The organism is Fodinicurvata sediminis DSM 21159 (genome assembly GCF_000420625.1).
Taxonomy (GTDB): Bacteria; Pseudomonadota; Alphaproteobacteria; order Kiloniellales; family DSM-21159; genus Fodinicurvata; species Fodinicurvata sediminis.
This window is the reverse complement of sequence record NZ_ATVH01000013.1, coordinates 121,776-147,375: the sequence shown is the minus strand read 5'-3', so window position 1 is coordinate 147,375 and position 25,600 is coordinate 121,776. Positions and strand designations below refer to the sequence as shown.

Annotated in this window: 31 protein-coding genes; 15 read left to right on the top strand and 16 right to left on the bottom strand. The window is 63.0% G+C overall.

Features of this window, described 5'->3' with window-relative positions; all coding sequences use genetic code 11:
* Positions 1 to 63: 63 nt before the first annotated feature.
* A complete protein-coding gene (gene murJ, locus G502_RS0105735; RefSeq protein WP_022727703.1) occupies positions 64 to 1,638 on the bottom strand; it encodes a murein biosynthesis integral membrane protein MurJ in 1,575 nt (524 codons plus the stop codon).
* A gap of 407 nt (positions 1,639 to 2,045) precedes the next feature.
* Between murJ and G502_RS0105730 the strand changes: the two genes are divergently transcribed.
* A complete protein-coding gene (locus tag G502_RS0105730; protein WP_022727702.1) occupies positions 2,046 to 2,441 on the top strand; it encodes a (R)-mandelonitrile lyase in 396 nt (131 codons plus the stop codon).
* A gap of 76 nt (positions 2,442 to 2,517) precedes the next feature.
* Here the strand turns inward: G502_RS0105730 and G502_RS22885 are convergent, their stop codons facing one another.
* Complete coding sequence (locus tag G502_RS22885; protein WP_245560733.1) at positions 2,518 to 2,757, bottom strand: VOC family protein; 240 nt, start codon at positions 2,755 to 2,757, stop codon at positions 2,518 to 2,520.
* Entirely contained in the window at positions 2,670 to 2,918 is a 249-nt protein-coding gene (locus G502_RS22665) for a VOC family protein (RefSeq protein WP_245560723.1), read from the bottom strand. The genes G502_RS22885 and G502_RS22665 overlap by 88 nt, the downstream gene beginning before the upstream one ends.
* Before the next feature lie 241 nt (positions 2,919 to 3,159).
* Here G502_RS22665 and G502_RS0105720 point away from each other — a divergent pair, with 241 nt between their 5' ends.
* Both G502_RS0105720 and G502_RS18830 read left to right on the top strand, forming a co-directional pair.
* Positions 3,160 to 4,221 (top strand): DUF3179 domain-containing protein, encoded by a 1,062-nt coding sequence (locus G502_RS0105720; protein WP_022727701.1) that lies wholly within the window; start codon positions 3,160 to 3,162, stop codon positions 4,219 to 4,221.
* Positions 4,208 to 4,774, top strand: coding sequence for a hypothetical protein (locus tag G502_RS18830; protein ID WP_022727700.1), 567 nt, complete (start codon positions 4,208 to 4,210; stop codon positions 4,772 to 4,774). The genes G502_RS0105720 and G502_RS18830 overlap by 14 nt, the downstream gene beginning before the upstream one ends.
* A 36-nt stretch (positions 4,775 to 4,810) precedes the next feature.
* Here the strand turns inward: G502_RS18830 and G502_RS0105710 are convergent, their stop codons facing one another.
* The 5 genes from G502_RS0105710 to G502_RS0105690 form a co-directional block, all read right to left on the bottom strand.
* Positions 4,811 to 5,599 (bottom strand): ABC transporter permease, encoded by a 789-nt coding sequence (locus G502_RS0105710; RefSeq protein WP_022727699.1) that lies wholly within the window; start codon positions 5,597 to 5,599, stop codon positions 4,811 to 4,813.
* Positions 5,596 to 6,366 carry an ABC transporter ATP-binding protein gene (locus G502_RS0105705; protein WP_022727698.1) on the bottom strand — a complete coding sequence of 257 codons (771 nt, stop codon included), beginning with the start codon at positions 6,364 to 6,366 and terminating at the stop codon, positions 5,596 to 5,598. The genes G502_RS0105710 and G502_RS0105705 overlap by 4 nt, the downstream gene beginning before the upstream one ends.
* Before the next feature lie 59 nt (positions 6,367 to 6,425).
* Positions 6,426 to 7,118 carry an NnrU family protein gene (locus tag G502_RS21925; RefSeq protein ID WP_022727697.1) on the bottom strand — a complete coding sequence of 231 codons (693 nt, stop codon included), beginning with the start codon at positions 7,116 to 7,118 and terminating at the stop codon, positions 6,426 to 6,428.
* A gap of 75 nt (positions 7,119 to 7,193) precedes the next feature.
* A complete protein-coding gene (locus G502_RS0105695; RefSeq protein ID WP_022727696.1) occupies positions 7,194 to 8,432 on the bottom strand; it encodes an MFS transporter in 1,239 nt (412 codons plus the stop codon).
* Positions 8,433 to 8,440: 8 nt separating this feature from the next.
* On the bottom strand, positions 8,441 to 9,760 hold the full coding sequence (locus G502_RS0105690; protein WP_022727695.1) for a tetratricopeptide repeat protein: 1,320 nt from the start codon (positions 9,758 to 9,760) through the stop codon (positions 8,441 to 8,443).
* A 206-nt stretch (positions 9,761 to 9,966) separates the two neighbouring features.
* Between G502_RS0105690 and G502_RS18825 the strand changes: the two genes are divergently transcribed.
* The gene (locus tag G502_RS18825; protein ID WP_022727694.1) at positions 9,967 to 10,545 is read left to right on the top strand and encodes a DUF2244 domain-containing protein; all 579 of its coding nucleotides are present in this window, start codon (positions 9,967 to 9,969) and stop codon (positions 10,543 to 10,545) included.
* 4 nt (positions 10,546 to 10,549) lie between these two features.
* Here the strand turns inward: G502_RS18825 and dapB are convergent, their stop codons facing one another.
* Entirely contained in the window at positions 10,550 to 11,347 is a 798-nt protein-coding gene (dapB, locus tag G502_RS0105680; RefSeq protein WP_026989115.1) for a 4-hydroxy-tetrahydrodipicolinate reductase, read from the bottom strand.
* 74 nt (positions 11,348 to 11,421) lie between these two features.
* Here dapB and G502_RS0105675 point away from each other — a divergent pair, with 74 nt between their 5' ends.
* The 3 genes from G502_RS0105675 (at position 11,422) to G502_RS0105665 (ending at position 14,401) form a co-directional block, all read left to right on the top strand.
* Positions 11,422 to 11,808, top strand: coding sequence for a thiol-disulfide oxidoreductase DCC family protein (locus tag G502_RS0105675; RefSeq protein WP_022727692.1), 387 nt, complete (start codon positions 11,422 to 11,424; stop codon positions 11,806 to 11,808).
* 139 nt (positions 11,809 to 11,947) lie between these two features.
* Positions 11,948 to 13,150 carry a multidrug effflux MFS transporter gene (locus G502_RS0105670; protein WP_022727691.1) on the top strand — a complete coding sequence of 401 codons (1,203 nt, stop codon included), beginning with the start codon at positions 11,948 to 11,950 and terminating at the stop codon, positions 13,148 to 13,150.
* A 42-nt stretch (positions 13,151 to 13,192) separates the two neighbouring features.
* Positions 13,193 to 14,401 carry a class I SAM-dependent rRNA methyltransferase gene (locus tag G502_RS0105665; RefSeq protein ID WP_022727690.1) on the top strand — a complete coding sequence of 403 codons (1,209 nt, stop codon included), beginning with the start codon at positions 13,193 to 13,195 and terminating at the stop codon, positions 14,399 to 14,401.
* A 28-nt stretch (positions 14,402 to 14,429) separates the two neighbouring features.
* On the opposite strand, the gene G502_RS18820 is transcribed toward G502_RS0105665, so the two are convergent.
* Positions 14,430 to 15,158 carry a hypothetical protein gene (locus G502_RS18820; RefSeq protein WP_022727689.1) on the bottom strand — a complete coding sequence of 243 codons (729 nt, stop codon included), beginning with the start codon at positions 15,156 to 15,158 and terminating at the stop codon, positions 14,430 to 14,432.
* A 164-nt stretch (positions 15,159 to 15,322) separates the two neighbouring features.
* On the opposite strand from G502_RS18820, the gene G502_RS0105655 reads away from it, so the two are divergent.
* From G502_RS0105655 to G502_RS0105640, 4 genes are all read left to right on the top strand, one after another.
* Positions 15,323 to 15,652: a DMT family transporter gene (locus G502_RS0105655; protein ID WP_022727688.1), complete on the top strand. Its 330-nt coding sequence runs from the start codon at positions 15,323 to 15,325 to the stop codon at positions 15,650 to 15,652.
* 152 nt (positions 15,653 to 15,804) lie between these two features.
* Positions 15,805 to 16,173, top strand: coding sequence for a DsrE family protein (locus tag G502_RS0105650; RefSeq protein ID WP_022727687.1), 369 nt, complete (start codon positions 15,805 to 15,807; stop codon positions 16,171 to 16,173).
* A gap of 58 nt (positions 16,174 to 16,231) precedes the next feature.
* Positions 16,232 to 17,104, top strand: a complete 873-nt coding sequence (locus tag G502_RS0105645) for a class I SAM-dependent methyltransferase (protein WP_022727686.1) — start codon at positions 16,232 to 16,234, stop codon at positions 17,102 to 17,104.
* A gap of 31 nt (positions 17,105 to 17,135) precedes the next feature.
* Complete coding sequence (locus G502_RS0105640; RefSeq protein ID WP_022727685.1) at positions 17,136 to 17,519, top strand: MerC family mercury resistance protein; 384 nt, start codon at positions 17,136 to 17,138, stop codon at positions 17,517 to 17,519.
* A 61-nt stretch (positions 17,520 to 17,580) separates the two neighbouring features.
* Here the strand turns inward: G502_RS0105640 and G502_RS0105635 are convergent, their stop codons facing one another.
* Entirely contained in the window at positions 17,581 to 18,276 is a 696-nt protein-coding gene (locus G502_RS0105635) for a response regulator transcription factor (RefSeq protein WP_026989114.1), read from the bottom strand.
* Between the two features lie 553 nt (positions 18,277 to 18,829).
* Here G502_RS0105635 and G502_RS0105630 point away from each other — a divergent pair.
* Positions 18,830 to 19,213 carry a hypothetical protein gene (locus G502_RS0105630; RefSeq protein ID WP_022727683.1) on the top strand — a complete coding sequence of 128 codons (384 nt, stop codon included), beginning with the start codon at positions 18,830 to 18,832 and terminating at the stop codon, positions 19,211 to 19,213.
* Between the two features lie 122 nt (positions 19,214 to 19,335).
* On the opposite strand, the gene G502_RS0105625 is transcribed toward G502_RS0105630, so the two are convergent.
* The 5 genes from G502_RS0105625 to G502_RS18815 form a co-directional block, all read right to left on the bottom strand.
* Positions 19,336 to 20,820 carry a sensor histidine kinase gene (locus tag G502_RS0105625; protein ID WP_022727682.1) on the bottom strand — a complete coding sequence of 495 codons (1,485 nt, stop codon included), beginning with the start codon at positions 20,818 to 20,820 and terminating at the stop codon, positions 19,336 to 19,338.
* An 8-nt stretch (positions 20,821 to 20,828) separates the two neighbouring features.
* Positions 20,829 to 22,265, bottom strand: a complete 1,437-nt coding sequence (locus tag G502_RS0105620) for a dihydrolipoyl dehydrogenase family protein (protein WP_022727681.1) — start codon at positions 22,263 to 22,265, stop codon at positions 20,829 to 20,831.
* Entirely contained in the window at positions 22,262 to 23,053 is a 792-nt protein-coding gene (locus tag G502_RS0105615; protein ID WP_026989111.1) for a TVP38/TMEM64 family protein, read from the bottom strand. Before G502_RS0105615 ends, G502_RS0105620 begins: the two co-directional genes overlap by 4 nt.
* Before the next feature lie 225 nt (positions 23,054 to 23,278).
* Positions 23,279 to 23,848, bottom strand: a complete 570-nt coding sequence (locus tag G502_RS0105610; RefSeq protein ID WP_022727679.1) for a carboxymuconolactone decarboxylase family protein — start codon at positions 23,846 to 23,848, stop codon at positions 23,279 to 23,281.
* A gap of 92 nt (positions 23,849 to 23,940) precedes the next feature.
* Complete coding sequence (locus G502_RS18815) at positions 23,941 to 24,630, bottom strand: metallophosphoesterase family protein (protein WP_022727678.1); 690 nt, start codon at positions 24,628 to 24,630, stop codon at positions 23,941 to 23,943.
* A gap of 80 nt (positions 24,631 to 24,710) precedes the next feature.
* Between G502_RS18815 and rpmH the strand changes: the two genes are divergently transcribed.
* From rpmH to yidD, 3 genes are read left to right on the top strand one after another with little or no spacing between them, the layout of a single operon-like run.
* The gene (rpmH, locus tag G502_RS0105600) at positions 24,711 to 24,845 is read left to right on the top strand and encodes a 50S ribosomal protein L34 (protein ID WP_022727677.1); all 135 of its coding nucleotides are present in this window, start codon (positions 24,711 to 24,713) and stop codon (positions 24,843 to 24,845) included.
* 4 nt (positions 24,846 to 24,849) lie between these two features.
* A complete protein-coding gene (gene rnpA / locus G502_RS0105595) occupies positions 24,850 to 25,284 on the top strand; it encodes a ribonuclease P protein component (protein ID WP_022727676.1) in 435 nt (144 codons plus the stop codon).
* Positions 25,281 to 25,592: a membrane protein insertion efficiency factor YidD gene (gene yidD, locus G502_RS21920; protein ID WP_081649699.1), complete on the top strand. Its 312-nt coding sequence runs from the start codon at positions 25,281 to 25,283 to the stop codon at positions 25,590 to 25,592. Before rnpA ends, yidD begins: the two co-directional genes overlap by 4 nt.
* Positions 25,593 to 25,600: the final 8 nt, after the last annotated feature.

Below are 25,600 nucleotides of genomic sequence, written 5' to 3'. Positions count from 1 at the left end.
TTTGCGACCATCATCACTGGAAGAAGAAAATCGGGCGGTTTATCGCCCCTGACCGGCGTGGGGTCAAGCTGTGCTCTGAGGCGGCTTCTGCTGCCTGCGCCGTTTCAGAAGGGATTTGAGCTCGGCCGGGCTGACCGCACCGAGAAGCAGCGCCGCCAGGGCATAGACGGCCAGGCCGCTGCCCACCAGCAAAGCCAGGGCCGCCGCCTGTCCCAGGGGGCCCATTTCGAGCCATCCACCAACCAGCGGTGCCAGGAGCAGCAACAGGCCACCCATCAGGCCACTGGCCAGGAGGCTGCGCAGGCCGCGGTTCAACAGGCGTCGATCCGGCTCAAGGAAACCGCGTCGCGACAGCACCACGACCAGCAGCACCACGTGCAACCAGGACGAGATCGCCGTGGCCAGCGCGATGCCCACGAAGCCGATCTGCCAGAACAGCAGCAGGGACAGCACCACGTTGGCCAGGATGGAGATCACGGTCAGATGGAAGGGCGTGCGGGTGTCTTCGCGCGCGAAGAATGCCGGCTGGAACAGCTTGACCAGCACATAGGAGGGCAGGCCGATGGCGAAGGCCGCCAGGGCCTGACCGGTGGCCTGCGCCGCCTGGTCGTCGAAGGCGCCGCGCTGGAACAGGCCGGTGACCAGGCTTTCGGGGATCAGCGTCAGCGCGAAGGTGGCCGGCAGGGTCAGCAGCAGGGCGTACTCCAGGGCCCGGTTCAGGCTGTCCCGGGCCGCCTCGCCGGCGCCGGCGCGCAGCTTGCGGGAGAGGTCGGGCAGCAGCACCACGCCGATGCCGATGCCGAGGATCCCCAGCGGCAGCTGGTAGACGCGGTCGGCGTAATAGAGGTAGGACACGGCGCCTGCCTGCAGCGTGGCGATCATGGTGCCGATCAGCAGGTTGATCTGCATCACGCCGGCCGAAAGCACGCCCGGCACCATGAGCGCCAGCAAGCGGCGCACCCCCGGCGTCAGGCGCGGCCGCGGCAATCTCAGCGACATGCCGGCGCGCCGCGCACAGAGGGCCAGGAAGATCACCTGGGCCAGGCCGGCCAGCGTCACGGTCCAGGCCAGGACATGGCCCGGCGCAGTGGCGAAATGCGGCAGGGCCACCGTCAGCGCGGCGATGAAGAAGAGGTTGAGGATGATCGGCGCCGCGGCGGCTGCGGCGAAGCGGTAGAGCGAATTGAGCACGCCGCCGAGCAGCGCGGTTACCACCATGGCCAGCAGGTAGGGGAAGGCGATCCGGGTCAGCTCGACGGTCAGCGCGAACTTCTCGGAGTCCTCCGTGAAGCCAGGGGCGATGACCAGCATTAGCCAGGGCATCAGCGCCAGGCAAAGTACGGTGAACAGCAACAGTCCGGACAGCATCACCGCCAGCACGTCGCCGGCAAAGCGTCGGGCTGCTTCAGGTCCTTCCTGTTCCAGCCGGGCAGAGAACAGCGGGACGAAGGCGGCGTTGAAAGCCCCTTCTGCGAACAGGCGGCGGAAGAGGTTGGGAAAGCGAAACGCCACGAAAAAGGCGTCCGCCACCGGTCCGCTGCCCAGCCCGGCGGCGATCAGGATGTCGCGAATGAAGCCCAGGACTCGGCTGACCGCCGTCAGCCCCCCGACCGTGGCGAAGGAACGCAGGAGTGCCATAAGAGGCAGTGTCTAGCCGATCCGCGTGCCGCGAGAAAGGCCGGAGTTGGGCAGGGCCGTGGCAGTTCAGTCGATATAGCTGCTGTCTTGTCCCTTTCCCTGCCTTGGCCTCGGGCCTGTGGCCGTCGAAGGGGCGCGAGAGGCAGTCTTTGTAGAGGTCTAGGGCCAATGATGGTGTTCTGCGATGGGCAGGGGTTGTACGGAGCTGGGTGTCGCGAATTGAGGCAACGCGGCTTTTCCCCTTCATTCCTGAATCCCCGATATAGTGCCGATGCAGTGCAAAGGGCCTTATCTGAAAGGGCCTTCGCTCATACATACAAGACTGCGAGTGGATAGAATGGGGTTTTCTGTCGCTTTGCCATCCCAAGGGGCGACAGCCTCGATCACAGAGTCACGGAGGCCATAAATTGGATATTCAACGTAACGGGTCGAAGCCATCAGCCACGGGGTCCGAGCAGTACTTTACCGGTACCGTGCGCCTCGACAGCCCTTTCCAGGCGCCGGAACCCGCGCGGGTCGGCGGTGCCATCGTGACCTTCGAGCCCGGTGCCCGGACGGCGTGGCACACCCACCCGCTGGGCCAGACCTTGTTCGTCACGGCCGGCCTGGGCTGGGTACGGCGTGAAGGTGGACCCAAGGAGGAGATCCGGCCGGGCGACATCGTCTGGATCGAGCCGGGCGAGAAGCACTGGCATGGCGCCACGGACAAAACCGCCATGACCCACATCGCCATTGCCGAGCCGCAGGATGGCGCGGCCGTCGAATGGATGGAGCAGGTTTCGGACGAGAATTACCTCGGCTGACTTGGGCGCCTGGACAGCGGAAGCGGGGCGATGAAGACGTCCCTGCCTTATTTGGACTGTCCAGCAGGTCCGCGCTTTACGAGTCCGCTTCCCACACCATGGCCTCGATCTTGTGGCCGTCGGGATCGTGCAGGAAGTAGCCATAGTAGGGCTCGCCATAGATCGGGCGCGGGCCGGGTTCGCCGTTGCCCGTAGCGCCTTTGTCTAAAGCCGTCTTCCAGAAGGCTTTCACTTCGGCGCGGGTACTGGCGAGAAAGGCGACATGACTGCCATTGGCAGCGCCGGCGGTTTGCCGTCGATGGGGGTCTGGACCCAGAACTCGGGGAAGGCATGACCATAGGCCACGGCACCCGGATGCTCCATGAAGCGGCCGATGCCGAAAGTGCCCAGAACGGCGTCGTAGAAGTCTGTGGCGTGTTCGAAATCGTTGGTGCCGAGGGAAACATGGGACAGGATGCTGGACGGTTCCTCGGACATGATGACCTCCTGAAAGTTCATGATATGTTCCATGCTGCTTCAGGCTGCATCGAAATGCAAGTTACAAGATATGGTAATCGCCATCTCGTCACGGATTGAAGGTGCGGTCCTGCGCTAACGCAAATGTGAAAGGATGTGAAAGGTGAGGTGATAGAGCGCGTGCCGCCTTCTGTGCCAAGCTGCAAATCACAGGTGGATCGCCTGCCCGGTTGTTTGACGAAATCCGTACGGGGAGGAGTCGATGCCCGAGATCACACGACGGATATTCCTTGAGAACACGGCTGTCGCCGCCGGCGGCCTCGTCGTGCCCGGTGGTATTCTATCGGCCTCCGAAAAGACCGCCACGCCCTTCCCGACGGTGCGTGACGAGGGGCGTCTCGTTTCGACGTCCCTGGAGGCCTATCGCGAGGCGAAGCTATCGGGTGGGCCCGGCAAGGACGGAATCCCGTCCATCGACAAGCCGGACTTCTGGACGGCAGAGGAGGCGCAGGACTATCTGGAGGACGGTGACAAGGTGATCGGACTGATCGAGAACGGGCACGCACGGGCCTATCCCCAGCGCATCCTCGTCTGGCATGAAATCGTCAACGATGCGCCTGGCCAGGTGCCGCTGGCGATTACCTACTGTCCGCTGACCGGCACCTCGCTGGCCTTCGAACGCGGTGAGACGACCTTCGGGGTCAGCGGCCGCCTGGTGAACAGCAATCTCATCATGTACGACCGCCAGAGCGACACCTGGATTCCCCAGATCCTGGGAGTTGCCACCGAGGGGCCGCACGCGGGGGTGGCCCTTGTGGAGCGCCCGCTCGTCTGGACGACCTGGGGACGCTGGCGCAAACGCCATCCCGGCACGCAGGTATTGTCGACCCGGACGGGGTTTGCCCGCAATTACACGCGCGACCCCTACGGCAGCTACACTCCGCTGGAGGGCTATTACCGGCCAGAGGCTTCGCCCATCTTCCCGCTCATGCAGGAGGACGAGCGCTTTCCGCCCAAGTCCATCGTCCTTGGCGCCCGCACGGCAACGGAAGCCGTGGCCTTTTCCAAGGAGAGGCTGCGCGAAGCCGGCCAACTGGTCCTTGAAGGACGTGAGACGACCTTCGTCGCCGTCCATGACGAGGGGCTCGATACGGGATACATATTCGAAGTCCCGCGCCCGCTGAAGGAGTCGGCCGTGGTGGAGGGCACCGGACCCGGTAACGTCCGCTGGTCTGAGGACCTGGACGCGCGCGCCCTAAACGCCTTCGAAGCGATGTGGTTCGCCTGGGCGGCCTTTTATCCGGACAGCCATGTTCACGAGTGAAGTGCCCCGCCAGCTCCTGGAGGATTCGCGGGCCCGGCTGATCCTTGGGGCGACGACGCTGGTCTATCTTCTGCTCTATCTGGTGGCCCTGGGAGACCTGTCGTTCGACGGTACGCTTAGGGCGTTCGACGGTTGGCTCGTTCCGAGAGCGGACGATATTTGGACGCGAGCCCGGGTTCCCTTCCAGTTCGAAGCCATCGGCGTAGTCGAGCTGCCGCTTGCCATCTGGCTGGTTTCGCCCCTGAACCTGCTCACCGGTCTTGCGCTGGGGACCCTTGCTGGCCTCCAGTTGGCGCTGACACGCGTTGCCCTGCTCTGTACGCGCAGCTGCGGCATCCGGCCGCCGGTGGGACTGCTAGCCGCGCTGCCGGCCTTGCTGGCCGGGCACGCCTGCTGTGTTCCGGCACTGTTCATGCTGCTGGGTCTGCAGGTGACGGCCACGATGATCACCCTTGTCAGCATCATGATCCCCCTGGCTTTTCTCCTCCTGGCGATCGGTGCCGGGGTCACATGGCGCTACGCCCATCGCCGCTGTCGCGAGGCCTATGCATGAGAGAGGCTTCGTGGCCTCCGGAACGAATGTCCAAGCCTACTCGCCCACCTGCAGCAGTAACCCGCGCTTGCGGGCCACGTGGAAGGCATAGAGAAAGAGAAACATGCCGAGTGCCAGATAGACGGCGTTGAGAACCAGGGCGTGGATCAGCAGGTCGGTGCGGAAGGTGTTGTCCAGCAGGATGGCACGCATGCCCTCGAAGACCGGGGCCGTGGGCAGGGTCCAGGCCAGCAGCTGCAGGGCCGGCGGCAGCACCTCCACGGGATAGTAGATGGCGCTGATGGGGGCGATCAGGAAGATCGCCAGCCAGGCCACGGATTCGGCGCCCTGGCCGACCCGCAGGATGAGGGCGGAGACCATCATGCCGATGGACCAGCCCATGACCAGCAGGCAGGAGAAGAAGGCCAAGAGCGGCAGGCCGAGCGCGAAGATCGAGACCTCGTAGAAGACGATGGCCAGCAGGGCGGCAGGCACCACGCCGATCAACGTGCGAATCAGGCTCATGACCGTCAGTGCGGCCATGAACTCCGCTGGGCGCAGGGGGCTGACCACGATGTTGGCCAGGTTGCGCGACCAGACCTCTTCCAGAAAGGACAGGCTGAAGCCCAACTGGCCGCGGAAGAGGACGTCCCACAGCAGGACGGCGGAGACCAGGAGGCCGCTGGCCTGAGCGATCACCGAGGAGAGCTGCAGCAGGTACATGGTGATGAAGCCCCAGATCACCATCTGCACCGTCGGCCAATACATCAGCTCGAAGATGCGCGGCCAGGAGCTGGCCAGCAGGTAGAGATGGCGCAGGCACATGGCGTAGAGACGCCCCGTCATGATGCGGCCTCCCCATAGGCCCCGTCCGGCTGGCGCTGGTTGCGCGCGATGTCCAGGAAGACCTGTTCCAGGTTGCCACGGCCGTGGCGGTCGAGCAGCTCACGTGGCGTGCCGGTTTCGACGATCTCTCCGGCCCGCATGATACGCACCTGGTGGGCCAGGCGCTCCACCTCGCTCATGTTGTGCGAGGCCAGCAGGATGGCGGTGCTGCTGCGCTGCTGATAGTCCTGCAGGTAGCCGCGCAGCCAGTCGGCGGTGTCGGGATCCAGGGAAGCCGTGGGCTCGTCCAGCAGCAGGATTTCTGGCGCGTTGATCAATGCCTTGGCCAGCGAGACCCGCGTCTTCTGGCCAGAGGAAAGCTTGCCCGTGGGTTTGCGCCAGAGTGGACCGAGATCGAGGTCGTGGGCCAGTTCCTCAAGCCGGGCCTTGGGGTCGGGGCAGCCGTAGAGCCGGGCGAAGAACATCAGGTTCTGGCGCACGCTCAGGCGGCGCGGCAGATCCACATAAGGACTGGAGAAGTTCATGCGCTGCAGCAGGCGGTAGCGATGGCGCAGCATGTCGCCGCCCAGCACCGTGATCTGTCCCGATGTCGGCAGCAGCAGGCCCATCAGCATGGAGATGGTCGTGGTCTTGCCGGCGCCGTTGGCGCCCAGCAACGCCAGTGTCTGCCCACGGTTCAATGTGAAGTTGACATCCTTCACCGCGGCAATGCCGTTGAAGTGCTTGTTCAGGTCCTGAACACGGATGGCCTCATCGTAGTGCGGCACGGCTATGACTCCGGCATGGAACAGCAGTGGCCCCCTGAAAAGGAGCGCGCAGGTTCGATCTAGTGCGGCAGGGGCATGACACCAAACAGAAGCGGATGCAGGTAGAGAAAGATCACATAGGCGACCAGGCCCAGGACCGGCCGCCAGATCCCGATGCCGCGCCAGTCCATGGAGGTGCGCCCGGTGGCGATGGCCGCGAAGGGCACCACCGAGGTGGTCAGCTTCATCGGCCCCCAGGCGCCGCCCAGCTGAGCTTCGCGGCGCTGGTCGATATGATGCATGCCGCCCAGGGCCAATACCAGGAAGCCGCCCATCAGCAGCAGGCTGGCACTGTCGCCATTGGCGATGATGTGGCTGACGGCCCAGAGCACGACGCCCCAGAGGAAGGGGTGCCGCGTGATGCGCAGGATTCCCGGTGCGGGGTCCTGGGCCTTTGCGGCTTCCTCCTGACCCAGGGCCGTGGCTGCCCGCGTACTCATGCCAGCCACCACAAGGATGAAGGCGAAGGGCATGATCAGGATCGGAACCCAGGCTAGCGCCGGGATAGGTGTCCACAGGAGGATCCGCGGCGCAGCGCCATAGGCCTGCAGCGCCCAGGCGAAGGTGACGAGCGCAACCAGAGAATAAGCCAGACGGAAACCACGTTCCCCTAGCCGGTCCAGCAGACGCGTGCGAAACGCGGCACTGGACAGCAGGAAGTGGCTTCCCACGAAGACCACAATGGCGGCGAAGAGTTCGTTGAGATCGACCATGGCGCGCAGTCTAGGCCCCTGACTCACAAGACTTCAACCAGACTTGCAGGAAAACGGACAGATGAACAGTCATGGTCATTTCGGGCCTGCGTTCATGGCCTGTGGAATCGGCTGCAGTCTCTGGTTCACGGCCAGGGCCGCCAGCGCCAAGGCAAGCGGCGCGAACGACACCCAGAGCACCACGTCCCAGCCATGCGCGGTCAGCAGGTTGCCCGAGTAGAAGGACCCGACGGCCATGGTCCCGAAAACGGCGAAGTCATTCAGGGACTGCACCAGGGTTCTTTCTTCGGGGCGGTGACATTCCAGGACCATAGCGGAGGCCCCTACAAAGCCGAAGTTCCAACCAAGGCCGAGCAGGATCAGCGTCAGCCAGAAATGCACGACGTCAACGCCGGTCAGGCCAATGGCAATCGATATGGCCGTCAACGCCAAACCGCTTGCCACCACGCGCGCGGCGCCAAAGCGCGTAATCAGCCTTCCTGTAATGAAACTCGGCGCGTACATGGCAATGATGTGCCATTGCAGGCCAAGATTGGACATCTCCTGTGACAGGTCATTGAGGTGCATAGCCAGCGGCGCCGAGGTCATGATGAAGTTCATGAGCATGTAGGACACGACGCCACAGATGACCGCCGTGATGAAGCGGGGCTGGCGAAGGATATCCCCGAGGGGGCGCCCGCCCCGGACCTCCGCTGCCGTTGGCTTCGGCACACGGACACCCAGAAGTATGACTCCGCAGAGACCGGCGACAACGGCCTGTGCCAGGAACGTCGCTGCGAAGAGGTGGGGCTCCCACAGGTTCATGGTGAAGGTGACAAGCTGTGGTCCGATCACCCCGGCGAAGACGCCCCCGGCCATGACGATCGACAGGGCCCGGGGGCGGCGCTCCGGCGCAACACAGTCGGCGGCCGCAAAGCGGAAAGAGAGGACCACCGCGGCATAGGCACCTCCGAAGAAGGTGGCCGCGCAGAACAGCCAGAAGGATCCCAATACGATCGCCAGCGCAGCCAGCACACCGACGAGGACGCCGCAGCCTGTTCCCATCAGGAATGCGGCGCGGCGCCCATGACGCCGGGCGATGGCGCCGGCCGGCAGGGTGCAGGCGGCCATCCCGATCACGAACACGGTAATGGGCAAGGTCGCCAGTTCCTTGCTGGGCGCGAGCGCATTGCCGACGATGGCGCCGGTTGCATAGACGATGGCGGCGTTTGCGCCGCCAAGCGCCTGGGCAAGAGTCAGCCGCAGAATATCCGCGCGCCCGGACTGGGCTTCAGGATTGCGCAGAGTCTCAGCGTTGGCCGCTGTATTGGACATTCAGAACCTCATCTCGTGACAGCCTCGCGCCAGCGCAGGTCGCGCGGTGAAGGGCGACGATGCAGCCGTCGGTCCAGAAGGTCACGTGCCTTGATGGCTTCGCCGCCCTGCATGAAGGCAAGAAGGCGCATGTCCTCGACCATCTCGCGCTGAGCGCCACTGCCTCCAATGCGGACGACCTCGTCTGCGACCGGCTCCAGAATGCCTATGCAGTTCCTGTACTGCTCCTCGGCGAAAGCCTGGACGGCCTGGCAGAGGGCAGGTGCCACCGGTCCCGCACCCAGGGCGCCCGACTCATCCAGGTGTTTCAAGGCCTCAACACGCCGTTCCAGCGCGGAGCTGTCACCGGTCGCCGCCGCAAGTATGGCCATGTGGACATCGATGAATGCCAGGCCAGGTTTCTGGAAGTAGTCTTCGGAATAGGCCGCGGCTTCCTCCCAAAGGCCGTCCGGCACAGCATGGCCGTAGGCCTGTAGGCGCCACAGGAAGGAGGCCGTGTCACTGACGACATTGATGGGCAGTCCAAGCGAAACCTCCGGGCGGATGGACTCGGTATAGATCGTGAGGGCACGCTCCACATCGCCGCGCTCCAGTGCCGCCAGCGCCGCATGCCAGGCGATGTGGCCGTGGAGCGTTCCACTGCAATCATAGCCTGGCAGCCATTGGGAGATCACCGCCTCCGTTTCTTCGATTTCGCCCGCTTCATAAAGCGCATGAGCCAGGGCGTGCGCTGCGTTCGCGTTCTCTATCCGCAGTTCCAGACCGCGCTGCGTGAGGTCTCGTCCGAGGACCAGATTGCCGTTTTCGGTGTGGGCCCACCCGCGGTAGGTGAGGAACCACCAGTCATCGGCCTCGAAATGCCGGGCATGGCGCTCGCAGAGATCCACCCGCGCCTGGTCGTGCGCTGCCATCCCGGAAAAGGCAAAGAGGCCGAAGGCACCGAGAGGCAACGAGAAGATCAGGATATCGCGCGGCCAGCTGTCGAGGTGTGTGCAGATCTGCTTCAGCGCCTCGGCCGAACGGCCCTGAATGACGAGGGACAGAATATCCACATGGCTCTGCTCCCGCGCATGTCCCTGTCGCGCAACGAGAGCCTCTGCCGCTTCGATCCGCTTTCGGGCGTGGGGCAACTCGCCACGGATGGCGTGCAGACGTGCGCGTGCCGCGTGGGCGAGCGCAAAATCCGGGTCGGCTGCAAGGGCCTGGTCCAGGCGTTCTGCAGCACCCGGCCAGGCCGAAAGCAGCAGATCCACACCCTGGCGATAGCGCTCGGCGGCAAGGTCGGAGTTGGTCGCAAGCGACAGGTTGCGGCTGTCTAGGCAAGTCATGGCAGGCTCTGCACAAGGGAGGGATGAATTCAGAGTGCGTTCAACTGTCTATACGGCATACACGGCGCCGCTGCATCCCTGAAGCCGGAAAGTTCGCGAGGGGATCAGCGTTCTTTCAGTGTCGGGATGATCTATCCTGTCTATCACATCAGCAAATGGCCAGGCGACAGCTTTACGCGGCTGCCGAAAGCGGCATATCATGAGGTATGTCCGATTTTCCGCAGATCGACACACCGGGACAGCTTGCGGCCCACAGCCGCCAGGACGAGGTCGCAGCCGAGGATATCCTGTTCGATGCGGTGCTGGTGCCGCATCGAAGCCTGTCGCCGCGCGGGTTCCTGCTCCTGATGAGCCTGATCGCCGGATTCGGTTTCTGTGCCGGGCTAGGTTTCTTCCTGGCCGGGGCCTGGCCCGTCGTCGGCTTCATGGGACTGGAGTTCCTGCTGGTCTATATCGCCTTTCGGGTGAATTACCGGCGCGCGCGCATGTTCGAGCAACTGGTGCTGACGCGCGACGACCTGGTGGTGCGGCGCGTCAATCACTGGGGCGGCGAGACACGCTGGCGCCTGCAGCCCTATTGGCTGCGCGTCGACATGCGCGATCCGCCAGAGCATGACAGCCAGCTGAGCCTGCGCACCCATGGCAAGAGCCTTGTGATCGGGTCCTTCCTGACGGCCGAGGAACGCCTGAGCCTGGCCCAGGCGCTCCAGGCCGCCCTGGACCGGGTGCGTTCTGGGGACCGGGTGCGCTCTGGAGCTGCGATGCCGCGGGGCGCGGCAGGCTAGAGGGTCAGAGTCCCAGGACGTCGCGCATGCTGTAGAAGCCGGCGCCCTTGCCCTTGGTCCAGAGCGCGGCCTTTATCGCGCCGCGGGCGAAGATGTCCCGATCGCCGGATTTGTGGGCGAATTCAAGACGCTCGCCGGTGGTGGCGAAGATCACGGAATGCTCGCCCACCACATCGCCGCCGCGCAGGGTAGCAAAACCGATGTCGCCGCGCTTGCGTGGGCCCGTGTGTCCGTCGCGCACACGCTGGGCATGTGGTTCCAGGTCGATGCCACGGCCGCGGGCGGCGGCCTCGCCCAGGGCCAACGCGGTGCCCGAGGGGGCATCCACCTTGTGGCGATGGTGCATCTCCAGAACCTCGATATCGAAGTCTTCGTCCAGGGCGGCGGCCACGCGTTCGACCATCAGGCTCAGCAGATTCACGCCCAGGCTCATGTTGGGCGCATAGACCACCGGAACCTTGCGGCCGGCCTCTTCCAGGTCGGACTTCTGCTTGTCCGCCAGGCCGGTGGTGCCGACCACCAGGGCCGTGGTGTGTTCGGCCGCCAACTGGGCGTTCTCGCTGGCCGCCTCGGGTGTGGTGAAGTCGATGACCACATCGCTTGCACGGAACAGTTCCGCTGCGCTTTCGCCGGCAGGAACGCCGAGTCGGCTCACCCCGGCCAGTTCGCCGATGTCGCGGCCGCTCGCCTCGCTTCCAGGCCGTACGGTGCCGCCTGAAAGGTGGCAGCCTTCCGTCTCGCTGCCCAGGGTCACGAGGCGTTTGCCCATGCGCCCTGCACAGCCCACAATTCCGATACCGATATCCGCCATCCATGCCTCCGGGTCCAAGCTTTGTGCTTCCCTAGCGAAGCCATCATGCTATGTCGAGAGCTACCATGTCAGACGATCGACGATTGACGCTTTTCTATGATGGGGCCTGTCCGCTGTGCCAGCGCGAGGTGGCCTTCTATGCCCGGCTGGATCGGGCAGGCCGGATTGCCTGGCACGACGTTTCGCGCGACAGCCGGGGCATGGTGGCCGAGGGCCTACCGCGCCGTGAGGCGCTACGGCGGATCTATGTGCGCTGTCCGGATGGCCGCCTGCTGAGCGGGGCACGGGCCTTCGTGGAGGTTTGGCGCTATCTGCCCGGATTTCGCTGGCTGGCGCCACTGGTGGGCCTGCCGCCCTTCATCTGGCTGGCGGAAGGGCTCTATCGCGCCTTTCTGGTGATCCGGCCCTGGCTGACGGGACGGCGTGGCTGCGATTGTGACGAGGACGCGTGAGCGGATGCAGCGCTGCGACGTGCGGGTGTGCCGGTCGGATCGCTGCCTGCATAGGTGCCTTGTGGGATGGACACTCGGTCACTCTGGCCGGCTGTACTAGCTTGGCGCGCCAGAACACAAGAACAGCGTCCGGGTTTTCATGTCCCTATCCAACAATCGTGTCCTGTTGGTCCTGATCATCGGGCTTGTGGCCTTCGGCCCGCTGTCCACGGACCTCTATCTACCGGCCCTTCCCATCCTTTCCAAGGTGCTGGGCATGTCCACGGGCGATGCCCAACTGACCCTCTCGGTCTTCATGGCCGGTTTCTGCGTGGCCATGCTGATCTATGGGCCGCTCAGCGATCGCTTCGGCCGCCGGCCGGTCCTGAAGGGTGGGATCGCTCTCTATCTGCTGGCGACTCTGGCCTGCGCCCTGGCAACGGACGGACCGAACCTGATCCTGGCGCGCTTCTTCCAGGCTGTTGGCGCAGGTGCAGGCCCGGTCCTGGGACGAACCATCGTACGGGATATCTATGGGCCCGACCGTGCCGCCCAGGCATTGTCCTACGTGGCCATGGCCATGGCGTTGGCCCCGGCTGTCGGTCCTTTTATCGGCGGTTATGTCACCCTGCTGTTCGGCTGGCGGGCCACCTTCATCACGCTTTTCCTGTTCGGCCTGACCTGCCTGTACGGCGTCTATCGCCTGCTGCCGGAGACGAACCGCTATCCGGATCCGACGGCCGTGCAGCCCGCCCGAATTCTCGTGAACTATGGAACGCTTGCGCGCAGCCGCAGCTATCTTGGCTTCAGTCTTGCGTGCGCGGCCAGCTTTGCCGGACTCTTTTCCTTCATTTCAGGCTCCTCCTTCACCCTGATCGATGAATACGGGCTGAGCCCGGATGCCTTCGGGGTCTGTTTTGCGGTCACGGTGATGGGGTATATCGCTGGCAGCTTCTTCAGTGGCCGGATGTCGGTGCGCCTGGGCAAGTCCCGCATGATCCTTGTCGGTAGCCTGCTGGGCCTTCTGGGAGCCGGCTATGGCATGGCCACGGCCTTCCTGGATATCGACAATGTCTATAGCGTCGTGGCGTCCGCGGTGATCTATTTCGGCGGGACGGCACTGGTGATGCCTAACTCCATGGCCGGAGCCATCGGTCCCTATCCGCGCATGGCGGGTGCGGCCTCCTCACTGCTTGGATTCCTGCAGATGGGCGCCGCGGCCCTGGCCGGCGTCGCCGTGGGGCAACTGCATGACGGCAGCCCGAAGGCCATGTCCGCCATGATGCTGGTGTCGGCGGTCATGGTGCTGGTCTTCCTGCTCACGATGATTCCCAGAGCCGGGCAGCAGCAGAAGCCTGCCTGATCCTGCTGGACAGGCGGCTTTGCAGCGCTATCCTGCCGCGCCATGCAGACAACAGTTTCCGATTACGCGGTGGTGCGCCTGAAACCCAAGGTGGAGCGCCGCATTCAGCAAGGTCATCCCTGGGCCTTTTCCAACGAGATCGAGATGGACGAGACGGCACGCGGGCTGCCGCTTGGTGTGCCGGTGCGTCTGCAGACCGCGAATGGAAAGGCGCTGGGAATCTTCCTGTTCAACCGGCATCCCCTGATCGCCGCCCGGCGGATCAGCCGCAAGGCTGACAACGTGATCGACAGCACCTTCATTGAAGGCCGTTTGCGCCGGGCCCTGGCGCTCAGGCAGGCCCTGTTCCAACAGCCCTTCTATCGCCTGGTACATGCCGAAGCCGACGGCCTGCCCGGAACCATCGTGGACCGCTTCGGGGACAGCCTGGTGCTGCAGATCAACAGCGCCGGCATGGAGGCCTTGCGTCCTGAGTTGCTGGAGGCGGTCGATCGCGTCCTGGCGCCGAAACACCTGCTGCTGCGCAACGACACCTCGGCCCGCCAGCTGGAAGGCCTGGAGCAGGAGGTGGAAAGCCTGAGGGGGGACTTCCCGAGCCCTCTGGAGGTACGCGAGAACCAAACGATTTACCTGGCCGACAGCGCAGGCGGACAGAAGACCGGCTGGTTCTACGACCAGCGGGACAACCGCGCATTCGTCCGGCGCCTGGTGAAGGGAGCCGGGATCAGGCGTGTCATCGATCTCTACAGCTTTTCCGGCGGGTTCGCATTGCAGGCGGCCTTGGGGGGTGCCGAGCAGGTGACCCTGGTGGATCGTTCGGCAGCGGCCCTGGAATTGGCGCGTCAGGCTGCAGCGGCCAACGGCGTCGACGGCCGTTGCGATTTCCGCAAGGCCGATGCCTTTGCCGCGCTTGAACACCTTTCCCGCAAAGGCGAAGACCATGACCTGGTGATTGCCGATCCTCCGGCCTTCGTGAAGGCGAAGAAGGATCTGCCCCAGGGCCTGAGAGCCTATCGCAAGCTGGCGCGCCTTTCGGCGGCACAGGTTGCCGAGGGCGGCTACCTGGTGATCTGTTCCTGCTCGCACCACGTGGAAGGCGAGCGCTTCACAGAGCAGGTGCGCCGCGGTATCGAGGATGCGGGGCGCCGGGCCCGAATCCTGCGTTCAGCCGGTGCGGCCCCCGATCACCCCCTGCATCCCGGTTTACCGGAAAGTGCCTATCTCAAGGCGCTGGTGCTGGCCCTGGACTGAACTCAGGACTGGGCGTTGGACTGGGCGTTCAGTTGTGCTGCTCCAGTCGGTCGTAACCGACCTTCATCAGATGGAAGATGTAGAACAGGGCGGCGACGGCAACCATCATCCCGATATAATAGCCGGGACCGTTCACGCTGGCTGCCGCCTGAAACAGCGCGACGAGCGCGATCAGGCCCGAGGCGACACCGGCAAACCAGCACTTGATCCCGCTGTCGGGTACGGGCATCAGCGGGGCATCGCTGTCCGCTGCATCGCCGGTGGCTGCGCCGATCATCCGGAAGATCCCCAGAACGCAGAGCAGGGTCAGGGCCAGGCCGCCGTAGTAGGCGAAACCTCCAGAAGCGCCCGCGGCCAGGAACAGGCCGTAGAGACCCAGCAGCCCCACGCCTGCACCCTTGAGCCAACGCCGGGCGGCTGTATCCAGGAAAGGTTCGCGATCCGAGGTGTAAGACGCCGGGAGGTGCGCGGACGCCGGGATGCCCACGAAGCTATCGGAGGTGCTGTCCTCGGAAGGGCTGTCACCGGATTCGGGTGTGGAGTCTGCTTTCTGTGCGGTGGAGGACTCGGGGCCGTGCGGCAGGGTTTTCTCGACCTCGTCGTAGTGCAGCTTTATGGCGCCGAAGGTGACCAGGATGCCCAGGACCGTCACGGCCAGTCCGATGTGGTAGGTGACGCCCACGCCACTGTTCGCCGCGACGGCCAGACCGCCCAACGCGACCAGGATTGCGAGAAAGCCGACAACTGCCTTGCCCATGAGGTCCTTCCTGTCCTTTCGCTCGAAACTTCAGTGAATCATTGTAACGGCCCTGCTCTGTGGGCCAAGGGGGAATGATGTCGCCGGCGGGAAGGGGTAAGTAGATTTGTGTATCCCCCTGCGCCAGTGAAGGCGCAATCCCCCAATGTTCGAGGGACAAGAACATGGTTTATCTCTATCTCGTGATCGCGATCGTTTTCGAGGTGATAGGCACCTCGGCCCTGAAGCTGTCGGACGGCTTTACCCGCCCCATGCCCTCTGTGGTCACCGCAGTGGCTTATGCCGGCGCATTCTACTTCCTGGCGCTTACCCTGCGCAGCATGCCGGTGGGAGTGGCCTATGCGATCTGGAGCGGTCTGGGTGTGGTGCTGATTACCCTGGTCGGGCTCTTCTGGTTCCGCCAGTCCCTCGACGCGCCGGCCCTGATTGGCCTGGGACTGATCACGGCCGGTGTGCTGGTCATCAACCTCTTTTCCAAGACCGTGGTGCACTAGGCGGGACACGCGCTCATCCCAATGGTTTGAGTATGGGGGCGCAATCCTGACTTCGCGGAATGCGAAGACCCGCTTCCTCCAGCGCAAAGACTTTCCCTCCTGTCTTGTCCAGACTGTTGGCAGTCGAACATGGGAACAGGGAAAGCCAAGCAATGGCCGAAACGAATAGAGAATTGATCGTACTGATGACCCAGGGTCCGGAAGAGGAACGGGCGTCCGTCGGTTTCACCGTGGCCAACGGCGGGATCAGCGCCGGCCTGAAGGTCTCGATCTTCCTGACCAGTTCGGCGGTCGACATCGTCCGCAAGAAGGCCGCCGACAACGTCAGGTTCGAGCCGCTCGAGCCGCTTGCCGGGCTGGTCCAGGACTTCCTTCAGCGCGGTGAGGTCCTCTGGGCCTGCACACCCTGCGTGAAGGCACGTGGCTACAGCGAAGCAGATCTTCTGGATGGGGTCGTCATCAGCGGGGCCAGCCCCATGCATGAACGCATCCAGGCTGGAGCGGCAACACTGAGTTTCTGAATTTGAGCGGGGTTTCTGACGCCAAGCGGGCGCATACCCCAAATTGGGAGGATCAGCCATGAGTGAAGCGGTAAATCAGGATGAAAGGAATGAATACGTCGATTTCTGGAACGAATTTCTTGTTCCGAAGTTCGTGCGCTGGCGGCATATCCTGGTGGACGGCCTGACCCACCACAGCGAGCGGGTCTTTCCGAAGCTTCCCGTTCGCGAGGGCGACCATGTGGTGGATGTTGGCTGCGGCTTCGGCGATACGGCCATCGAGCTGGCCCGCCGGGTCGGTCCGAAAGGCTCGGTGCTCGGCATCGATTGCTGCGAGGGCTTTCTTGCCTTCGGCCGGGAGGATGCACGAAAGGCGCAGGTCGAGAACGTGAGCTTCGTGGAGGCCGATGTTCAGAACCACCCCTTCGAGCCGACGTTCGATTTCTGCTTTTCCCGTTTCGGGACGCAGTTCTTCGAAAACCCCGTTGCCGCCCTGCGCAACATGCGCAAAAGCCTGAAACCCGGCGGCACGATGACGATGATCGTCTGGCGCGATATCGAGGACAATCCCTGGCTTGGGCTGCCCAAGTCCATCATCAAGGATTTCCTGCCCCCGCCGGGGGAGGATGCCCGGACCTGCGGGCCCGGGCCCTTCTCGATGGCCGACAGCGACGTGGTCACCAAGCAGCTGGAGGTCGCGGGCTACGACGACATATCCTTCGAGCGGATCGACGCGCCGTTGCTGGTCGGGCGCAATGCGGACGAAGCCGTGGATTTCCAGCTGGCCCTGGGGCCGGCAGGCGAGGTCTATCGGGAAGCCGGCGAGATTGCCGAACATCGGCATGACGAGATTGCCGCGGCCCTGAAACGGGAACTGGCTCGCCACGAAACCGAGGAAGGGATTGTCCTCGGGTCCAGTTCCTGGATGGTCACGGCGCGCAACCCGGCCTGAGTTCGGCCACCGTTTGAGGGAGTGTGGACTCATGGGTGCAGCAGGACCGGAAAGGCTGAAGGGGCGCAGGAAAACAAGCCTGGTCGGGGCACTGGCTGCCCTGGTGGCCTTTCTGTCCTGCTACGGCACTCTGGGATTGGTGCTGGTGCTCTCCCTTCCGGGAATCAGCCTGGCCGTCAACGAAACGCTTTGGGCCGCCGCCATCCTGAGTGCCACGGCTGTTGCCGTGCTCGCCACAGCAGCCGGCTATCCGAAGCACCGCAGCATCCTGCCGCTGATCCTGGTGTGTGCAGGGGCCGTGCTGATCTTTTATGCCCTGCTGGGGTCCTATCACGTGCTTCTGGAAGGATTGGGGTTCGTGCTTCTGATTGCGGGTGTGGCGATGGACTTCGCAAACGCGCGCAAGAAAAGGTGACAGATCCATGTGAGCCTGAGGCAGAGGTGGCTGGGTGCACGGGTTCCAGGATCCGGGTGGCTCAACAGAGCAGACAGTAGCCATCGCCTTCGGTGACAATGATCCTGGGCTGTTCAGGATTGGTTTCGATCTTTTGCCGCAGGCGGTAGATATGGGTTTCCAGCGTATGGGTCGTGACTTCGGGCTTGTAGGCCCAGATCTCTGCCAACAGTGTTTCGCGGTCGATGGGCTTGCCCCCGGCCCGATAGAGATGCCTGAGAATTTGCGCTTCCTTCTCGGTCAATCGTATCTTGTTCTGTCCTTCCTGAGTGACCAGAAGCTTGGTGGCGGGGCGGAAGCTGTAGGCTCCGATGGAGAAGACGGCATCGACGCTCTGCTCGTGCTGGCGGAGCTGCGCACGAAGGCGTGCCACCAGCACGTTCAGTCGGAATGGCTTGGTAATGTAGTCATTGGCACCGGCATCAAGCCCCAGGACAGTGTCGGCATCGCTGTCCATGGCGGTCAGCATGATAATGGGAGCTCCGATACCGGCCTGCCGCGCCAGACGGCAGAGCTCGCGCCCATCGATATCGGGCAGGCCGACGTCGAGAATAAGGGCGTCATAGTGGTTTGATCTTATGCGCCCTAGGGCCTCCGAAGCGGTGCCAGATTGCTCGGTCGTGAATTCATCGTATATTTCAAGTTGATCCGAGATAGAAGACCGGAGTTCTTCATCATCATCAACCAATAGTATGTGAGAGTATTTATTCTGGTTCATGGTTCGCCCCAATGAAATTTGAATAATTTCAATGTCGCCGCTCAGGCCGTCACGATCTTCGAGATTCCCTGCCGGTAAGAAGACGGCCCTCCGATGCTGAACGGCCCGAAAGCCTGTTGCTGAACAATAGATGCAAGCTGTCCTTGAGATGGACAATTCACGTTTCAGTGAGGCCTTCGGGAGCGAGAAGTCAGGTGGGCGCCAGCATGGATCCATGCAAAAGTCGCGCAGCCCACATTAGGACCCATGAAGCCTGTGATGGCGTTGAAGGGGGTGGGAGGCGAACGTTGACCTTGCAAGCATGTTCTTTTTCGATAAACCGCTGCCGTTCACGCTATTAAGTGTAAGTAAAAGAAAATATTAACATCTATACTTATTAATTGTGCCAAAATCATGAATAATTACCTGTGATGATTTTAATAATCTGTGTCATTTATATACAATGGAAATAATTAACTGGCTGAGTTATTGGAAGTGGACTATCTGGGCTGCACGGCAAGACGGTTTTAAGACGAGACTGTCTTTGCGCAACACATGCCAAAGGAACCACAAAATGTACAAAATATACTTGCCTCTCGCTGGGTTTGCCCTGATCGCTGCCTTTTCGTTGCCTGCTCTGGCCCAGAACAATCCCGGCCTGGAAGGCTATGAAGGTGGAAGTGTCGCCACTGTGACGGCCTTCCATTCTGGAGCAAGCCGTCCCTCGTTTGACGCATCTGGTACTGGATTTGGCAGCCGGTTGGCCATGAACCTCAGTCTTGAGGGCTATAGCGGCGAGGGATCTATCAACAACAAGGCCCGGTTCGGATCACGGCAAGATGGCCCGCAGTATGCGGCCCGGCCCGGCTTTCGCGATTATGGTGATTTCAATGGATATCGTGGGATGAGTGATGATCCCTCCACTGTCGAAGGGCGTGCGCGGGCTTACGGTCGTTGAGCCTTGCTGCTGAGTGAAGGAAAGTCTTCACTTTCCCTCGATGCGGGTCGTGCCAACTCAAAAGCGTGGCACGACCCGTTTTCGGTATGGCTTCAGAGTCCCGTGAAGATCCGGATGGCGAGCTAATGAGCCGGTCCGTTGCCGTTCGCTGAAAGCGGTAGCGTAAGCCGGAAGCTGGTGCCCTGGGCATCGGAGCGCAGCAGCCTGATGTCCCCGCCATGGGCGCGCAGGATTTCCCGGGCGATCGCCAGCCCGAGGCCCGTGCCTCCACTGCGCGCCGAGGCCGCGAAAGGCTGGAACAGTCGCTCTCGCGTGCGTGGGGCCAGGCCGGGTCCATTGTCGCCGATATCCAGGCAGAGATTGTTGTCCTCGACCTGTCCCTGGACCTCGACCCTGGTGGCACCGGCCTGATAGGCGTTGTGTGCCAGGTTCATGAAGACGCGGTAGAGCTGCTGACGATCGCCGTTCAGGTTCAGGCTGTCGGGCAGGTGAACCTGCCAGTCGCGTTCGTCCTCCTGGTCCTGCTGCAGGCTTGTGCCCACTTCGTCCAGAAGTCCCTGAAGGTCCAGGGGCGCGATCTCCAGGTGAATGGGCCCCTCGCGGGCAAAGTTCAGGATGTGGCTGCAAAGCCCGACCGCCCGGTCCAGGGTCTGCATGAGCTTGGGAAAGGCCCGGCGTACGTTCGGGTCCTCGCTTTCCGCCAGACTGTCCGAAGAAAGCTGCGCGGTAGACAGGATGTTGCGCAGGTCGTGATTGATCTTCGTGGCTGCCACGCCGATGGCGGCCAGCCGCGTCTTGCGGTGCAGGGAGGCCCGCAGCGCCGTCTGCAGGTCACGCAGCTGACGTTCGGCCAGACCTATTTCATCCTGGCGGTCCGAGGGACGGATGATGCGGCTTTCGTCCTCGGGATCCTGGCGAAAGGAGATCATGTTTTCCGTGATGCGCCGCATGGGGCGGACCAGGACAGAGAGCAGGGTGACATAGACAAGCGCCGCCGTGATCACCGAGATCAGCAGCGAAAGACCCAGGATGCGCCAGGCAAAGGCCCACATTTCCTCGCAGAGCGGGCCTTCCATCAGGACCATCCGGACCACGGAGTCATTGTCCTTTGGAGAGACACCCCAGAGTTCGATTCGCCGGTCCTCGCTGCGCAGCAAGGTCATGAGGGCATCGCCGATCAATGTGAAGAAACCCGCTTCGCGCAGGTCATAGACGGCTTCGGGTTCGGGAATGCCCTCCATGGCCAGGGTCAGTGAGGGTGTGCGGCCAGGGCGGTAGAGCATGACGGATTCAGCAGGCACGTGCGAGAGCAGCTCGTAGGTCAGCTCATCGTCGATCATGAGGTCCGGCGTTGCTTCCAGGGAGAGGACCGCCAGATGCGCAGTGGCCAGGCGCTCTTCCAGGTAGTTCTGACGGAAATTGGCGACCGAGGGCGCAAAGATCAGCACCTCGGCCAGCATGACAAAGGCGATGGTCAGCAGCAGCAGGCGTGCGGAGAGGCTGTTGTGGAGCGGCGGCAGGGAGAAGCGGCGCGGAGTCCGGCCATTTCCCTTTCCCTCTGGTCGTTCCGTTTCCTCTTCCGATGCGTGCGATCCGTGAAAGGCCATCCTGTCGCTCATCCCAGTCGCAGGAGAAGGCGCACAAGCCAGCGCGTGCGCGAAGAGAAGAGTTTGGGTGTGTAATGGCTTCCGGCCACCTGCTTGCTGATCTCCGAGAGTGTGGGATAGGGCGCGATGATACCGGCAAGTGCGGAGAGTTTCATCCTTCGCGCGATCGCCAGTCCCCAGGGCAGGATGAGTTCCCCGGCCTGAGGACCAATGATCGTGGCCCCCAGGACGGCGCCCGATCTTGTGGCAACAATCTTGATGAAGCCATCCGTTGCGTGCTCGCAGCGTGCACGATCGTTTTCGGCGAAGGTGGACTGGAGGATCTCGACCTTCTTCCCCTGTTGTTGCGCCTCTTCCACGGTCAATCCAACCTGGGCCAGTTCCGGTGTGCAGTAGGTCACCCGCGGCAGCGCTGCGTAGTTGACCCTTGCCGGCAGGCGGAAAAGCGCGTTGCGCAGGATGATTCCGGCCTGGTAGCTGGCGGCATGGGTGAACTGTGGCCCGCCGGCGACATCGCCGGCCGCGAAGATGCGGCGATTGCTGGTGCGCAGGCGCGCGTCCACCTTGATTCCCCGGCTGTCGTGGATAACCTCTGCGGCTTCTAGGTTCAGACCGTCGGTGACAGGCTGCCGTCCGGTTGCCACCAGAAGGTGGCTGCCCTCCAGGGTCGCTTCGCCCCTTTCCGTCTTCAATTGTGCCTGGATACCATCATGCGTCTTTTGGACGGCGGACATGCCTGCGTTTTCGTGAATCTCGACGCCTTCCGCTTGCAGTCGTTCGCGCAGGAGTTCTGCCGCCTGCCTGTCTTCCCGGGGCAGCAGGCGGTTCATTTCGACAAGGCTGACGCGTGCGCCGAGGCGGCGGAAGGCCTGGCCAAGTTCGCAGCCGATGGGCCCGCCGCCCAGGACGATCAGGTGGTCCGGACAATCCTTCAGCGCAAAGATGCTCTCGTTGGTCAGGTAGGGGGTCTCGGCAAGGCCGGATACCGGCGGTACCAGGGCACGCGAGCCTGTGGCCAGGACGAAGCGCCTGGCCCGGATGCGCTGCTCGCCGACGACAAGCTCATGGGGTGAGTGAAAGCTTGCACTGTCACGCAGAACCCGCACGCCGAGCCCTTCGAAACGTTCCACGGAATCATGGGGCGCGATCCCGGCAATGACCTGCTGTACGTGGGCCTGAACGGCTTCGAAGTCGATCCGGGGCGGGTCGTAAGCTATGCCGAAGGCTGCCGCCTTGGCGCCGCTTCGCGCCGCCTTCGCCGCGGCCAGCAGGGATTTCGACGGCACGCAGCCGCTGTTCAGGCAGTCACCGCCCATTTCTCCGCGTTCGACCAGAATCGTGTCGGCGCCCATCTGGGACGCCCCGGCCGCCACGGAGAGGCCGGCCGAACCGCCGCCGATGACACAGATGTCGCAGGTCGTCTCCTCTGTCTTCTGTAGTGTCATGAGTCCTGCCTTTCCTGTTCGCTGCCGGCGTGCCTCTGTGCTCTCCAGCGGCGGTAGAGAACCGGCAGCAGGGACAGCAGAGCCAGACCGATCAGCGGGCCGAAGATCTCGGGCTGGAAAACCAAGCCGAAATTCGGCGTCTCCCCGGCCTCGAGAATGCGCCCCAGGCCGTTGCCGGCCGATGCATAGACCAGAGTGCCCGGCAGTATGCCAAGCAGTGTGGCCCAGAAGAAGGTACCAGTGCGTACACCGGCAAAGGCCGGCACCAGGTTGACCAGCCAGAAGGGAAACAGCGGGATCAGGCGCAGGACCAGCAGGTAGCTGAAGGCATCTTCGCGGAAGCCTGCGCGGAGCTTGTCGAAGGCACTTCCGCTACGGCGCTTCAGGACTTCGCCCAGGGCGGTGCGCGCGGCCAAATAGACCGCCATGGCCCCGAGCGTGGCGGCGATCACCACGGCAAGGGTGCCTGGAATAATGCCGAAGAGGAAGCCGCCCCCCAGGGTCAGCAAGGTGCCGACCGGCAGGGAAAAGGCGACATTCAGAGCATAGAGCAGCATGAAGCCCAGCAGGGCGAAAAGATAGTTCGCGGCCACGAAAGCTTCGAGGCGGTCGTGATGTTCCTGCAGGGCGGCGAAGGACACGTAATCCCCCAGACCCAGGCCGAACCAGAGCAGCGCTCCCGTGACCAGAAGCAAACCCAGGGGCAGGCTGCGCAGCAGCTTCGTCTTCAGGCTGGGAGCGGATCCCGGCGTACCCGGGGAAAGTGGGTGGGGGTTCTTTTGCGACATGATCTGCACGTGTTCCTGGGAGGGCTTTTCAGCCGTGGGGCTGATCCTTTACGGCGAGCCTAGAGTGAAACGCTTCGCAAGGCCATTCACCTTCCAGTGAGAGGCATGTGAGGGCTGAAGCGTCTGGATGTCATATGTGCGTGCAGTCCAGTCTATTCCTTGCAGGCTAGTCGCAGGCTGGCCCCGGAAGCCACTTGCGCGCTTCCGGGGCCGAAACCGCAGGCTTCAGCTGGCCTTCTGCCAAGCCTTCTTGCTAAAGGCGTCATCCAGAGGAGTATCCGCAATGTGGTTCGTGTAGTTGGAAATGGTCTTCATCGCCAGAGCCGTAATCAGGTCCAGGATATGGCGCCGTGAATAGCCGGCATCCAGAAAGGCCTGGATATCGCTTTCCTCGAGCCACCCACGGGTATCGATCATGCGGCGGGTGAAGACAGCCAATGCCTGAAGCTTGGGATCGGGAAGCTCCTTACCCTGCCGCAACGCTTCCACGGTGTCCGCATCCACGCCTGAACGCTCAGCACCCGTGCTGTGCACCGCGACGCAATAGCCGCAGCCATGATAGGCACTGATGAGCAGCAGCACGATCTCCGATTCGGTTTTGGAGAAGGATCCTTGTTCCTTGAACAGGCTGTTGAGCGTGGCATAGGCCTTGAGCGCCGCCGGCGACTCAGCTGCTATGCCCAGAATATTCGGGACGAAGCCATAGGCCTGGGCAATGTTGTTGAGGGTTTCGCGGGACTCTTCCGGTGCATCTTCCGGCGTGTGGATCTGAAAGCCGTTGCTTGGTTTTGTCATGCTTGTTTCTCCTTCGAGTGTCGAGTTTCCAGTGATCTGGCTTCTGCTACGAGGTGGGAAGCAATGGTTGGAAACTTGAAGACACTTGACGTTCACGATTGCGTGAGTCCTGCCGCTTGAGAGAGTGCGCCGGGCCGGAAGATGAAACCGGGTTCATGCGGGTCCTGCGAGACGGGTCGCAGGAACTGTCCGGTATCACTGAGTTCTCTTTCGGGAAGAACGTCCAGGCTTGGCCACAAGCCGGTTTCCAGGGTTCGGGCATAGGCTTCGGACAGTCCGACCGACAGCATCCGGTTGGCTGCTTCCTGATGGTCATAAGTCAGCCGATGGTGCTCGATGCGCAGTCCGTTTCCGTCCGCCTCGAGCAATGCGTACCAGGTGCTGGTCGATCCATCGTTGGCCGGCATGCCGATAACGCCGGAGTTATGCCAGATGCCACTGTCGAGCTGCTGGGTGAAAGGCAGTCCACTATGGCCGCTTATGACCAGGTCACACTGCAGTGCCTGGAGAGTTTTCTGCTTTTCATGGCCTGGTGTGGAATGAAACACGAAGCTGTTGTTGGCCTTGTGCGTGGCATGAAGCACGGCCACACGCAGTCCCGCGTAGCGAAAGAAGATGCAGTCGGGCAGGCCGGGCATCCAGCTGCGCGCTATCGAAGACAGGCATCTGCGGGCGTGCTCGTACCACTCCCGGGACAGGACATCGCAGGCAGAGCCTTCCTCGAAACCGCAACCGCAGTCTTCGGCCCAGTGAGTGTTTCGTGAGCAGGTCTGTCCGGACATTGCCCACCGGCGACATTGACAGGCCGGCAAGCGGGTTCTATACAGCCCGGCAATCTGCCAAACACCGATGGAGAAGTAGGGTGAAGCGCACCTATCAACCCAGCGCGCTGGTCCGCAAGCGCCGTCATGGCTTTCGCAGCCGCATGGCGACCGCAAATGGCCGCAAGGTTATCGCCCGGCGTCGCAGCAAGGGACGCAAGCGTCTGAGCGCCTGAGCCCATGGCTACAGTCCCGAAGGCAGGGCGGCTGCTGAAGCGGTCCGAGTTCCTTCGGGCAGCCCGGCGTGGACGCAAGGCGGCCCGGCCAGGCTTGGTGCTCCAGGTCTATGCGCGCGAAAGGGAAATGGAAAATGGCGCTCTGTCGGATCGGCAGGGCGCTTCGCCATTTTGCGGCATGCGTGTCGGCCTGACGGCCAGCCGCAAGGTCGGGAATGCCGTGATACGCAATCGCGCCCGGCGTCGGCTGCGTGCGGCTGCGGCAGAAGTCCTGCCGGCCTGCGGCCGGCCAGGGACGGACTATGTCCTGATCGCGCGCTCAGAAACGGCGGTGCGTCCCTTCGATGCCCTGCTTGCGGACCTGCGTTCGGCCCTGAAGCAGGTCGAGCACAGGAATTCGGGCAAGGACAGGCGGAAACAGGTGGCAATGGAACAATGACCCAATCCGGCTTTCTCAGGATCACGCGACAGGTGCTTGTGTGGGCACTGATCGTTCCGGTGCGTTTCTATCAATGGGTCATCTCTCCGCTGTTGCCGGCGTCCTGCCGGTACAGCCCGACCTGTTCCGCCTATGCCATCCAGTCCTTGCGATGTCATGGACCCTTGCGCGGCGGCTGGTTGGCCCTCAGGCGTATTTTACGTTGCCATCCCTGGGGAGGAATGGGATACGACCCCGTACCGGAAAGAGCGGAGCCAGCCTGCCATCCCTCCGCTGAGCCACCCGCCGCTTCGCGCAGATCCTTCTGAAGCACCTC